Here is a 12,761-nt window from a genome sequence, read left to right as displayed (position 1 = left end):
CGGTATCCTCAGGCGTGCCTGCCGGCGATCGCCGCGGCGACCCCACCATCACCACGAACCAGAGGAGAACTCCACCATGCCCCTCATCCTCGGCCAGCGTCTCCTCTCTGAGGAGCCGACCGCAGGCGTGAGCAAGTGAACCTGCCGCACGCACGCGACCTGGGGTCGGACGACATCGCCCGGACCCGGTTGCACGTTCAACCCCCGACCGGCTGGCTGAACGATCCGAACGGGGCATGCCGGATCGATGGGGTTTATCACGTCTTCTACCAACACAACCCGGCCGGCCCGGACCACAGCAACATCCACTGGGGCCATGCCAGCTCGCCGGACCTGATCCACTGGACCGAGGAGCCGATCGCGCTCACCCCGACCCCGGGCAGCATCGACGAGCAAGGCTGCTGGTCGGGCTGCATCGTCGATGACGGCGGCGTACCCACCGCGGTCTACACGGCGGTGCACGACGGTCCGCACAATGCGGTGGTCGGCCTGGCCAGGAGCGACCGTACGCTTCGCCGCTGGCTCCAGGACCCGGTCGGCAAGATCGGCAACCCCGACGACCCGTCGATCGCCGAGGTCCGCGACCCGTTCCTCTTCACCCACGGTGGGAAGCGGTACGCGGTACAGGGAGCCGGGCACCCGTACGGCTCGCCGCAACTGCTGCTCTATTCCTGCGACGATCTGGAGTCTTGGACCTATCTCGGCCCGCTGCTGACGATCGACGACCCGATCGCCGCCTCGGTGGCGCCGGCGAACATCTGGGAGTGCCCGAACATCTTCCAGCTCGGTGACAGCTGGGTGATCATCCTCTCGCTGTGGCGGCAGATCGATGCCTACCACCAGCTCTTCGGCGTTCGCTATCTGGTCGGCGACCTGGTCGGCTCGGACGGTGACGAGCTCGGCTTCGTGGCGCGCGCCGGCGGCACCGTGGACGATGGCGACACCTTCTATGCCCCGCAGGCGCTGGTCGAGCCGGACCGGGTCTTGCTGTGGGGCTGGGCCTGGGAAGGACCGCACCGGTCCGCTGCCCAGATCCAGGAAGCCGGCTGGGCCGGCGTTCTGACTTTCCCGCGGGAACTGATGCTCGACGGTGATGTGCTGGTGAGCCGGCCGGCCACCGAGCTCTCCGGCCTGCGGACCGAGCTCCTGGAGCCGGACGAGGACGGGACGATCTCCGCCCATACCTTCGAGATCGTCGCCTCCGGGCCGGTCGAACTGGTGCTGGCCGACCCGACCACGGGTTTCCGGGACCAGGTCGTCCGCACGAACGGCCCTGGACGGATCCTGGTCGACGGCTCGATCATCGAAGCGTTCGGCGACGGGGCATCGACCACCACCCGGCACTATCCGACCGCGACCAGCCGGTGGCAGATCACCTCCTCCGCCGACTATCAGGTCTGGACCCTCAACTAGTCTTCGGCCCACGAGCGGGACGACGATCTGCGTTCACCAGCTACGTCGTCACTCTTCACGACGGCGCTCTCCGGAATCGGCTCAGTTCACTCGCCGGGGGCGCCGTCGCTCATCGCTCCTCCGCACGCCGGGCAGGTCATCTTCCCGCTCGTGGGCCCGTCACCGAGTCCCGCACCACCAGCGGGCAGTCCAGCAGCACCCGGGGCTGCGGGCCGCGGCCACCAGCGGCCGGCGATGGTGCGGGGTTCAGCACCGCATCAAGGAGGACCTGCATCGCCTGCTCCCCCATCTCCCGGTGCGGCAGTCGGACCGTGGTGAGGGCCGGCACCAGGCAGGGCGCCACGTTCTCGTCATCGTCGTAGCCGACCACGGACAGGTCTCCCGGGACCGACAGCCCGAGCTCCGCCGCGGCCAGGATGACGCCAACTGCCGAGCGGTCATTGGCGCCGACGATCGCCGTGGGCAGTGGGTCGGGCCGGGTCAGCACCTGCATGGCCGCCGCGTAGCCCTTGTCGATGTCCCAGCCCGTCACCACCGGCTCGGGCGCGGTCAGACCGGCCTCGGTCATCGCCTCCACGAAGCCCTGGACGCGGAGGCCCGCGGCGACCGCTTCGGGTGTGCCCATGAGCATCACGATGTCGCGGTGCCCACAGTCGAGCAAGTGCTGGGTCGCCGACTTGCTCCCGCTCACCTCGTCGGGCAGGAAAGCCGGGACCCGATCGTCCGGATCGAAGCAGTTGGCCAGCGCACCTGGTGCGATGCGCAACTCGTCCCCCGGCTCGTACGATCGCAGACTCTGGGCGGCGAACAAGAAGCCGTCGACCTGGCGGTTCTGCAGTCTCTCGAAGGCGTCCCGCTCCCGCTCGGCGGAGTTCTGGGTATCGATCACCAGCAGCAGATAGCCGGCGGCCGCAGCGACATCGGACGCCCCCTGCAGCAGCTTGCCGCCGAACGCGGTGGTGGCGATCCAGTCCGTCACCACCCCGATCGTCGCGCTCCGCCGCGAGCGCAGGCTGAGCGCGACGGTATTCGGCGTGTAGTTGAGCTTGCGCGCCGCCTCGATGATCAGCGCCTGCTTGTCGGCCGCGATGTTGCCGTCCCCCCGGCCGTTCAGCACCAGCGAGACAGCACTTCTGGATACCCCGGCGAGATCGGCGACATCTTGGGAGGTGGCTTTTCTCAGCATGGACGGATTCTAGGGGTGGGTCAGATCAGGCTGTTGATCACAATCGACTGCTCCCGGTCCGGGCCGACACCGATGCCGGAGATCCGGGCGCCGCAGAGTTCCTCGACCCGGTTCACGTACGCCTGGGTGTTCTTCGGCAGCTCGTCGAACGAACGGCAGTTGCTGATGTCCTCGGTCCAGCCGTCGAGGTATTCATAGATCGGTGTCGCGTGGTGGAAGTCGGACTGGCTGACCGGCAGCGTGTCGTGCCGGACACCGTTCACGTCGTACGCCACGCACACCGGGATCTGCTCCCAGCCGGTGAGCACGTCGAGCTTGGTCAAGAAGATGTCGGTGAAGGCGTTCGCCTGGCACGCCGCCTCGACCACCAGCGCGTCGAACCAACCGCAGCGCCGCTTGCGGCCGGTCGTGGTGCCGAACTCCACCCCGATCTCCCGCAGCCGATCTCCGTCGGCGTCGAAGAGTTCGGTCGGCATCGGGCCCTCGCCCACTCGGGTGGTGTAGGCCTTCGCGATGCCGATCACACGGTTGATCCGGGTCGGCCCCACCCCAGCGCCGACGCAAGCGCCGCCGGCGATTGGGTTGGACGAGGTCACGTACGGATAGGTGCCGTGATCGACATCGAGGTGATGGGCCTGGGCACCCTCGAACAGCACCACCTTGCCCTCGTCGAGGGCGGTGTTGAGCACCCGGCTGACGTCGGCGACGTACGGGGCGATCCGCTCGGCGTGCGACAGCAGGTGCTCGGTGACCTGCACCGGGTCCAGCGCCCGCCGGTTGTAGACCTTCACCAGAAGATGGTTCTTCTGATCCAGCGAAGCCTCGACCTTCTGCCGCAGGATGGAGGCGTCGAACAGATCCTGGATGCGCAGCCCGATCCGGTTGACCTTGTCGGAATAGGCCGGGCCGACGCCACGACCGGTGGTACCGATCCGGGCCTTGCCCAGGAATCGCTCGGTGACCTTGTCGATGGTCTGGTGATAGGACGCGATGATGTGCGCATTGGCCGACACCAGGAACGTGGGGATCTCGACCCCCCTGGCCCGCAGCCCGTCGATCTCGGTGAACAGCACGTCGAGGTCGACCACGACGCCGTTGCCGATCACCGGGATGCAGTTGGGGTTCAAGATCCCCGAAGGGAGCAGGTGCAGAGCGTATCTCTCACCCCCGACGACGACCGTATGACCGGCGTTGTTGCCGCCGGAATAGCGCACGCAATAGTCGACCCGGTCACCCAGCTCGTCGGTCGCCTTGCCCTTGCCTTCGTCGCCCCACTGGGCTCCCATCACCACAATGCCCGGCATGTGATCGCCGCCTTCAACTCAGCAGTGAAGTCCCTGGGCATTCATTGCCGCAGGGACTCTTACTGCCACACTGTAGCGACCCTCAGCCAGGTGTGAATGCGCTGCTCAGAGCCTGGTAACCGGTCTCGGTGGAATCGCGCAGGAACTGGGCACAACGATCGAACTCCTCGGTGTCGCCGATGCGCTGCGCCGCGCGGGCCAAAGACCATAGCGCACGTAAGAATCCGCGGTTGGCTTCGTGCTCGTACGGAATCGGCCCGGCCCCCTTCCAACCCGCTCGGCGGAGCGCATCCAGACCGCGGTGGTAGCCGGTCCGGGCGAAGGCGTACGCGCACACGTCGGCCTCGCTGGTGTCCGCTGCGAGCGCTTCCTCGGCGAGCATCGCCCAGGCGAGACTCGCCGCCGGGGCGGCGATCGCGGCGGCGACAACAGCCTCATGATCGGCATCGTCTGCCAGGTTTGGGCCGATCACCGGCAGCAGGGTCGGCCTCGGACCTGCGTTGCTGGCGGCCAACAGGTTGCGATGAGGTTCACTCACGGCCGTCACCCTAGTTGACTCGTCGGGAGTTCGCCCGGGCGGCAAACCCGGCCGACTCACCGGTGGCGGGCCGGAACACCGCGGGCACCGCCGCCAGGTCACCGGTCGCAGCGGCCGCGGCCAGCTCACCGGTCACTGGGGCGAACTTGGCGCCGTGCCCGGAGCAGGCCGAGACGATGGTGATGCCGTCGACGCTGTCGATCACGAAGGCCTCGGTCGGGGTGTTGGTGAACAGGCAGGTCGTCTCGGCGTATGGCTCGGGCACCAGTCCGGGCAGATGGCGCTTGACATAGGCCACGGCCCGGTCCCGGGCAGCCGGATCGATCGTGCCGTCCTGGTCGACCGCGCTCGCCATCTTCCGGCCGGCATTGAACTCGGCCAACTTCATACCGCGGAACTGCGCATCACGACCGCCCGGCAAGGCATAGGTCAAGATCTCGGGGTCCTCGTAGATCAGCGTCGGCCACGCCTGATCCGGATCGGCGTAGGGAAAGTGGAAGGCGTTCTCCTGGCTGATCTCCAGCGGCGGCAGACTCGCCCGGAACCCGTCGTGCAGTGGCAGCCGATCCAGCAAGGTCGGCAGCCAACCGCCGGCAGCGACCACCACCCGCTCCGGGTCGAGCGACCGGCCGTCGGCAGCGAGCACGGTGTAGCCCGACGTGGTGGCGGTGACGCCATCGACCGGCCACGACGTGAGCACCCGCGCACCGGCCGCCACAGCGGCCTCGACCATGACGTTGACCGTGGTCTCGGCGTCGATCACCCCGGCTCCGGGATGCCACAACGCCTCGGTGTCGATCGCCAGCTGCGGGAACCGCTGCTGGGCCACCTCGGCCGAGATCAGCTCATGGTCGACACCGGCTACCTCCAGCACCGCCGCCAAGGCGCGCGGGTTGCGTACCGAGCCGAAGTCCAGTTCACCGGTCGGGGTGATCAGTTGCCGTCCCGAACCGGCCTCCAGCTCGTCGAACCCGGCCCGGGCCCGCACCACCAGCTCGGTGTAGAGCAGATCGGCGTACGGATAGCGGAAGATCCGGGCCGATCCGTGTGAGCTGCCGTCGGCGGCCGCCGGCCGGGTCCGTTCGACAAGTGTCACCTCGTGCCCGGCCTTCGCCAGCTGCCACGCCGTGGCCGCGCCGGCCAGGCCGGCACCAATGACGACGTACTGCGAGTCCAAGGTCATTCCTTCTGCTGGTTGGAGTCTCCGTGCCCGGCCACGCTAGCCGATCTCGTACCAGCCGTGCGATCGAGAGGTGCGTGGATGTGGTTTCAGCCGGCTGAAACTACATCTGCGCACCTTTCAATCCGTTGCCCGGTCAGCTGCGGGTACGCAGGCCCTCCGTCGCGGCGCTCTTGAACTGCCAGAACCGAGCCCGGCGGGTCCTTCAGCCCTTGCACGTCGTACGGTGTCGGAACGAATATGGGTCTTTCCCCGTCCGTCGCCCGTGAAGGTCAAGCGGCGGCGACTGAGCGGGTCTGAGGTCCCGATCACCGTGCTCATTCCGCCGAAACCGCGGGTCATCTTTCAGGTCCCATCGGGGTGGCCACCGCCACCCCCCGGATGGGAGCCCGATCCCGGCTGGCGACCTGACCCCAGTTGGCCTGCCCCACCAGCTGACTGGCAGTTCTGGCAGCTGACGCATCAGTCGGCCCCCTCGATTCCGGCTCAAGCTCACGAGAAGTAGCAAGCGGTTCCGATCCGTCAGTTTCGGAACCACCTGCTACTTCTCGATGGCGACCGACGCCGGCCTTCCGATCGCAACAGCGGTCGTTCGTGGCTCGCGGGCGAGTCTCTCCTACGCCTGCCAGCCCGTGAGCACCTCGTCCACGAGGTCACGTACCTCATCCCGGGCTTCTTGGCGCGAGAATCCGCCCATCAGCAGGTTCTCGTACGGGGTGTCGACGTGCCGGACAGAGGCGACCACCGCAAGCCGGACCGCCTCCGGGTCCAGGGAGCGACCGGCGGCACTACGACCGACACGTCCGCTGCTCCGAGTCACGGTGTGCCGAGCGATCCGCGCCGCTCGCAACTCGGGGCATCCGGGAAACTGCTGTCGGATGGCGGCGGCGAACCTCTCCACCAGATCCTCGTCCTCGGCTTCGCGTCTGACGAGATCGCGTTGTCGACGGCGTTCCCGGACCTCGACATCGGCGAGACATTCCTGTTCGGCCTGCTCGATGGCCCCGGGCTCGACCAGGATCCCTTGCCGCTCGTATCGATTGCGCGCTCGGGCCCACTGCACCACGACGGCCGACAGCCGGCTGTGCTTCTTCGCACGCCGAGTGAGCGCGGCATTGCCGCTGCCCAGGAACTCCAGGTGTCCGAGGTCGGCACAGTCCAGGCAGAGGGTGCCCTCGTCGTCCATCCGGAACCAGCTGCCGCGATCGAACTCCTCCTGGCAGCCGGCACAGGTGAACGGGCGCCGGCCCATGATCACGACGATGTCTTTGGCCCGCTCAGCCATTGCCACGCCTCCAACGTCTCAGCTCCTGCGTCCGACCGTACGCCACCACTCTGGCATCGACCTCAACAAGGTCGAATGCCTCAGGATCGAAGCCATCGCCGACCCACGCCAGGAGATCCTCGGGCTCGGGATGGTTCGGATCGGCGCTGGCCGCGATCAGATTCGCGTACCCCCAGACCCCACCGCGGCCCTCCGGCGGACAGGCGCGAGCGCCGTCGAGAACATGAGGCCTCGCCACCCCGTCACCGACCGTCTCGATCAGCCAGCGATATGGCCGGACCGCCTGCTCAGGTGTGGGATCGACCTCGGCCGCTTCATCAAGGCGCGCGGCAGCGATCACCTCGAGCCACTGAGGATGCTGGGAGTCGATGAGTTGGTCGATGACGCCATCACCGCTCTGAGTGGTGTCCTTCGTCGCCACCCAACGATTCCATCGTGTCCCCTGACGTGATCGCCGATCTGGCATCCTGCGAGCGTTCATGCCGATTGACGATTGAAAGGTGCGTGGATGTAGTTCCAGCCGACTGAAACGACATCTGCGCACCTTTCAATCCGTGGGTTGACCTGCGAAGGAGTCGAACTCAGGCATTCGGGCCGAACACCGCCCGCCACAACGGCCCGAACGTCGGTGGCGGGCCATCGTAGCCACGGGAGACAAGGGCGTCATGAATCCTGGCGGCGACTTCCCTGGGTTGCCGCAGGTGCGCCTTCGAGACACGAATCGCCAGGACCCCTGCTGCAGCCAACGCCTCATATCGCAACAGATCGTTGCCATAGGTACGCGCATCGGTGCGATGGTGATCACCCTCGTACTCGATGGCGATCTGCCACTCGCCCAGATAGAGATCCACGCAGGCGATGAACCAGAATTCATCGCCGAGGTCGACATTGCACGCCGGCTCCGGCAATCCGGCCGCCACCAGCACCAACCGCAGCCGACTCTCCCGAGGCGATGCGGATCCGACGCGTACCAGCCCGGCCGCCTCCCGCGCCCGTAGACAGTGTCGACCCGACGCCGAAGACAGTCCCGACTGCACTTCCGCCAAGGTGGCCAGCTTTGCCCGGATCAGCCAATCGCCCGCCTCGACCAACTGCAGCAGCGTCAGATCGACCCGTGCGGCCACCAGAGCCGGCACCGGACGCACCACGACCCCGCGACATGCCGGCAGTTCCCCGGCTCGGCGGACCCGTACCTCGGGACGCTTCGACTGATAGGCGGCTGTCGTCACGAACCGATACGGCGTGACCGGCCCGATCTCGACACCCCAATAGTGCAGCGCAGTGACCCCGTCGACGGCTGTTCCGGCGGGAAGTACACCTAGGAAGGCCGCCAGTTCGTGCGTGAGCGTCGGCTCAACCTCCGCCGCGAGGTAGACGCCCCGTACGAGAGTCCGCACCCCGGGTCCTCGAAGGAGCCCGGGCGAGACACCCTCAGCGTCGGCACGCACACGGCTGAACGGCCGGTCCCTCAAGACCACAGGAAGTTGCTGACGACCAGGCATGCCGCCCACTGTGAACTACGCCGGCACCCTTGCGCCAGAGCTTCAGCGCAACGGACAACACCCAAGCCAAAAGGACAACACCGCGCTCAGCCACAGTCAAGTCAAGCGATCCGAGCCGGCTCCGAGAGGTGCGTGGATGTAGTTCCAGCCGACTGAAACTACATCTGCGCACCTTTCAATCCAGTCAATCCAGGTCAGATCCAGTCCTTGCGCCGGAAGACGTACCACAGCACACCTACGGCAATGATCATCAGCACCAGATAGACCCAAAAGCCGTACCCGGTCCCCTGCAGCGGGAAGCCGACGTTCATGCCGACGAAACCGGTGATCAGCGTCGGCGCGGCGACGATGCCCGCCCATCCGGTGAGCTTCTTCATGATCACGTTGAGTTGCAGGTCGGCGAGGGCCAGGGAGGTCTCGAACACCGAGGTGAGGGACTCGGCGAGCGAGTCGGCCGCATTGGCAACCCGGTCGTGATGCTCCGCGATCAGTGCCCAACGACGACCGGTGAGAGACTCGACCTTGCGCTGCGCCTTCGGCTTGGTGACCGGATGGACGTCGCGCAGATCGGCCACCACCGCGCGCATCGGCTCGGTCACCCGCCGGACGCTCGTCAACGCGGACCGCAGCCGAAACGCCCACAGCTGCTGCTCCTTGCTCAGCGGCCGACCGGTGAACAGTTCGTCGGCCAGCTCATCTCCGGCCTGTTCCAGCCAGTCGACGACAACGGCGTACGAGTCGATCACCCCTGAGACGAGGACCTGCAACGCGGCGGCCGTCCCACCGGTGGCCAGCCGCTCCCCTGCCGCCGCCAACCAGCGACGCGGGTCCATGTCTGCGGTCACATCGGCGAGGCAGACCAGAGCTCGATCCGTCACCAGCACCGAAACGGGATGCACCGTGACCTGCGCCGTGTGCTGATCAATGGTCACCGCATTGGTGAGAACGAGCCGAGCCTGACCGATCTCCTCGAACTTGGCTCGATGATCGGTCGCGACGAGCTCGTGCAGCACCAGCGCGTCGAGGTCGAACTCCTTGATCAGCCGTCGGAGGGCGTCTTGGGCATAGTCGCTGGAGCGGTCGAGCACCCACCAGCACAACGCATCGTCGTGCAGGTCGAGCACATCACCGAGGTCCTCACCGGCCAGATCTTCGGCCAGCACCTTGGTACCCGCCCAGACCCGGCTGACCGGGATCGGCCCCGCCAGCGTCCCCGTGGTGGCAGTCAACTCACCCGAACCAGCAGTCACATCCCCAGTCTGCCCGCTCCGAGGATCGGGGGCAGCCAGACCTAGGAGTTATCTGCCGGGGCGAGGAAGCAGAAGGGGGTGATGTCGGACACCACCCCCCTCAACCGGACCAACAGATCAGGCGCTCAGCGAGGTCCCGGCGCTGCGCAGATCCTCACACGCGGTGGCGATCCGAGCGGCCATGCCCGCCTCGGCGGCCTTGCCCCAGGCCCGCGGGTCGTAGGCCTTCTTGTTGCCGACCTCGCCGTCCACCTTCAGCACACCGTCGTAGTTGGTGAACATGTGCCCGGCGACCGGACGAGTGAAGGCGTACTGAGTGTCGGTGTCGATGTTCATCTTCACCACGCCGTAGTCGACGGCCGCCCGGATCTCGGCCAGAGTCGAGCCGGAGCCACCGTGGAAGACCAGGTCGAACGGGTTCTCCTTGCCGATCTTCGCGCCGACCTGCTCCTGGATGTCCTTCAACACCTCGGGCCGCAGCTTGACCGAGCCCGGCTTGTAGACACCGTGCACGTTGCCGAAGGTGAGAGCGGTGATGTAACGGCCCTTCTCCCCCGACCCGAGCACCTCGATGGTCCGCAGCCCGTCCTCGACGGTGGTGTACAACTTGTCGTTGATCTCGTTCGAGACGCCGTCCTCCTCACCGCCGACGACCCCGACCTCGATCTCGAGGACGATCTTGGCCGCGTTGGTGAGGGCGAGCAGTTCGTCGGCGATCGCCAGGTTCTCTTCGACCGGCACGGCCGAGCCGTCCCACATGTGCGACTGGAACAGCGGGTTCTGGCCGTTCTTGACTCGCTCGGTCGAGATCGCCAGCAGCGGCCGGACAAAACCCTCGAGCTTGGGCTTGGGGCAGTGATCGGTGTGCAGGGCGACGGTGACCGGGTAGTTCTTGGCGACCACGTGCGCATACTCGGCCAACGCCACGCTGCCGGTGACCATGTTCTTGACCGTCGGTCCCGACAGGTACTCCGCGCCCCCGGTGGAGACCTGGATGATGCCGTCGGACCCGGCCTCGGTGAAGCCCTGCAGCGCAGCATTCAAGGTCTGCGAGGAGCTCACATTGATGGCGGGGTAGGCGAAGTGGTTCTGCTTGGCCCGGTCGAGCATCTCGGCGTAGACCTCGGGGGTTGCGATAGGCATTGCGTCACTCTTCTCTGGGTTGGACTTCCTTGGCTGGACTTCCTTTGGGTGGAACTCCGGGGCGAAACTCGTGGACAGACGTCCGCCGGCGGGCACCGACGCGCTGGTCCAGCACGGCTCAGTCTCTCAGAGTCCGGTGCGGTGACCCAAGGGCGTCCGACAACCCTGTGACCAGGAGCGGCAGTGGTCCGCTCCGGCCAGTGACTCAGTTGCCCAATGCGGTGAGGTCGACGCCGAACCGGCCCCCGGAGTACGCCCGTGCAGTGCTGTCCAGCGTGGCTGGAAACACGTCGAGCTGATCGAGCGGCACCGCGAGACGCTGCCCGTCGCCGCGGGTCACGGTGAACTGCGGGCCGTGTCCGAGCTTGCCCTTCCGCACGGTCAGCGAGCTGAGCTCGGCCCAGGGCACGTACGCTCCGCCGATCTCCACGCCGGGCCGGCCCAGGCGCAGCGCGATCCCCTGACCCAGCCCGGCGACGATCCTGCGTGCCTGCAACCAGCCGATCAGCGCGAAGACCGCGAACCCCAGCGAGATCGCGAGCACGATCCCGTACACCAGCCACAACGAGACACCCACGAACTGCGCAGGCTGCCAGACATAGATGGCGATCATGATCCCTAGCGTGATCACCAGGCTGACGATCCGGGAGATGAACCTGCGCCGACGGTTCCGCAACCGTTGCAGTGCCGCGGACGGGTAATAGGGCAACACCAGTTCCTCGTACGGCGAACCGGTGGTAAACCACGGCCGGACACCAGGCTCGATGCTCATCGCCGCACCTTTCGCATGAGAAGACGGTATGCGCCGAGGTCCACTCGGCCAAGCGAGCAGGGCGGTAGTCCGCTCGTTAGGCACCACTAGCTGCGGGATGATCTCCGACTACGGAGACGATCCCGCAGCTAACGAGGAGGACCGACCGAGCCACGATGCTGGATCGGCATCGGCACCGTCCGCGGCTCCCCGGGCGAAAGCTCCGGCGCCCCCGACTCCACACCGAGTGCCATGGCCATCGCCAGCTCCCCCATTCGCAGATAGGGAATCCGCGCCGTGGTGAGCGGCGGGTGCAGATAGGCCGCCACCTCGTCGTCGTCGAAGGAGACCACCGAGATGTCGTCCGGAATCCGCCGGTCACTCTCCTGGATGGCCTGGTAGGCACCGAAGGCGAGCCGGTCGTTCAGGCAGATCACCGCCGTGAGCTCGGGATGCTCGGTGAGGATGCGCTGCATTGCCGCGAAGCCGGTCTCCGGCTCCCACACGACCCCCGTCGCCCCGACGGGCACGGACATCCCGACCGGGGCGACCGCTGCCCCGTCGAGAACCGCACGAATTCCGGCGATCCGCTCGCCGATGGTGACCGAGATACGGGGATCGAGCTCTCCACCCGACGGCAGCCCGATGATGCCGATCTGCCGGTGACCGGCGGTCAGCAGCACGTCGGCGACCTGCGATCCGGCCGCATACTCGTCCGGCAGCACCGCCCGGTGTCCGGCGGAGCTGGTCCCGTTCAAGATCACGACCGGGAAGCCCTCGACGAGGGTCGGCACGTCGATCTGCTTGGCCCCCATCAGTGCGAAGATCAGACCGCTCGGGCGCTGGTCGGCGACCACCTGAACCGCGCGCTCCCGCCAGTCCCGGTTCGTCCCGGTCTCGGTGATCAGCACCGTGTGGTCGTGCTGCTGTGCGACGTCGAGCGCTCCCCTGATCATCGCCGAGGCATAGCGAGTGATGGTCACCTCGTCGGAGACGAAGCCGATGGTGCGATTCCTGCCCTGGCGGAGGGTGCGAGCGGCCGGGTTCGGCCGGTAGTCGAGTTCGGCAGCGACGGCCCGGACCCGACTCACGACATGCGCCGAGAGCCGGGATCCGGGCCGATCGTTGAGCACCAGACTGGCCGCGGTCTTGGACACTCCGGCGCGCGCCGCCACATCAGCCAGGGTGACACGCCGGGTCATGCCAACC

At 67.0% G+C, this 12,761-nt stretch carries 12 protein-coding genes; 1 reads left to right on the top strand and 11 read right to left on the bottom strand.

Annotation, left to right across the window (positions count from 1 at the left end; all coding sequences use genetic code 11):
- The first annotated feature begins 135 nt into the window (after positions 1 to 135).
- Positions 136 to 1,413 (top strand): glycoside hydrolase family 32 protein, encoded by a 1,278-nt coding sequence (locus tag MLP_RS03185; RefSeq protein ID WP_013861565.1) that lies wholly within the window; start codon positions 136 to 138, stop codon positions 1,411 to 1,413.
- Between the two features lie 136 nt (positions 1,414 to 1,549).
- On the opposite strand, the gene MLP_RS03180 is transcribed toward MLP_RS03185, so the two are convergent.
- The 11 genes from MLP_RS03180 to MLP_RS03130 form a co-directional block, all read right to left on the bottom strand.
- Positions 1,550 to 2,599 (bottom strand): LacI family DNA-binding transcriptional regulator, encoded by a 1,050-nt coding sequence (locus MLP_RS03180; RefSeq protein ID WP_013861564.1) that lies wholly within the window; start codon positions 2,597 to 2,599, stop codon positions 1,550 to 1,552.
- A 20-nt stretch (positions 2,600 to 2,619) separates the two neighbouring features.
- Entirely contained in the window at positions 2,620 to 3,903 is a 1,284-nt protein-coding gene (locus MLP_RS03175; protein ID WP_013861563.1) for an adenylosuccinate synthase, read from the bottom strand.
- A gap of 82 nt (positions 3,904 to 3,985) precedes the next feature.
- Entirely contained in the window at positions 3,986 to 4,441 is a 456-nt protein-coding gene (locus MLP_RS03170; RefSeq protein ID WP_041791065.1) for a DUF3151 domain-containing protein, read from the bottom strand.
- 10 nt (positions 4,442 to 4,451) lie between these two features.
- Positions 4,452 to 5,624 (bottom strand): FAD-dependent oxidoreductase, encoded by a 1,173-nt coding sequence (locus MLP_RS03165; protein WP_013861561.1) that lies wholly within the window; start codon positions 5,622 to 5,624, stop codon positions 4,452 to 4,454.
- A 613-nt stretch (positions 5,625 to 6,237) separates the two neighbouring features.
- Positions 6,238 to 6,906, bottom strand: coding sequence for a DUF2293 domain-containing protein (locus MLP_RS03160; protein ID WP_013861560.1), 669 nt, complete (start codon positions 6,904 to 6,906; stop codon positions 6,238 to 6,240).
- Positions 6,899 to 7,327 (bottom strand): IS1096 element passenger TnpR family protein, encoded by a 429-nt coding sequence (locus MLP_RS25975; protein WP_049804435.1) that lies wholly within the window; start codon positions 7,325 to 7,327, stop codon positions 6,899 to 6,901. The genes MLP_RS03160 and MLP_RS25975 overlap by 8 nt, the downstream gene beginning before the upstream one ends.
- 160 nt (positions 7,328 to 7,487) lie before the next feature.
- Positions 7,488 to 8,303, bottom strand: a complete 816-nt coding sequence (locus tag MLP_RS25970; RefSeq protein WP_049804434.1) for a PDDEXK family nuclease — start codon at positions 8,301 to 8,303, stop codon at positions 7,488 to 7,490.
- Positions 8,304 to 8,602: 299 nt separating this feature from the next.
- A complete protein-coding gene (locus MLP_RS03145; protein ID WP_013861557.1) occupies positions 8,603 to 9,658 on the bottom strand; it encodes a magnesium transporter CorA family protein in 1,056 nt (351 codons plus the stop codon).
- Positions 9,659 to 9,775: 117 nt separating this feature from the next.
- Entirely contained in the window at positions 9,776 to 10,801 is a 1,026-nt protein-coding gene (gene fbaA / locus MLP_RS03140) for a class II fructose-bisphosphate aldolase (protein WP_013861556.1), read from the bottom strand.
- Between the two features lie 205 nt (positions 10,802 to 11,006).
- Positions 11,007 to 11,573: a hypothetical protein gene (locus tag MLP_RS03135; RefSeq protein ID WP_013861555.1), complete on the bottom strand. Its 567-nt coding sequence runs from the start codon at positions 11,571 to 11,573 to the stop codon at positions 11,007 to 11,009.
- A gap of 128 nt (positions 11,574 to 11,701) precedes the next feature.
- On the bottom strand, positions 11,702 to 12,754 hold the full coding sequence (locus MLP_RS03130; RefSeq protein ID WP_013861554.1) for a LacI family DNA-binding transcriptional regulator: 1,053 nt from the start codon (positions 12,752 to 12,754) through the stop codon (positions 11,702 to 11,704).
- Positions 12,755 to 12,761 lie beyond the last annotated feature (7 nt).

The organism is Microlunatus phosphovorus NM-1 (assembly GCF_000270245.1).
Lineage (GTDB): Bacteria > Actinomycetota > Actinomycetes > Propionibacteriales > Propionibacteriaceae > Microlunatus > Microlunatus phosphovorus.
This window is presented reverse-complemented; position numbering and strand designations above follow the sequence as displayed.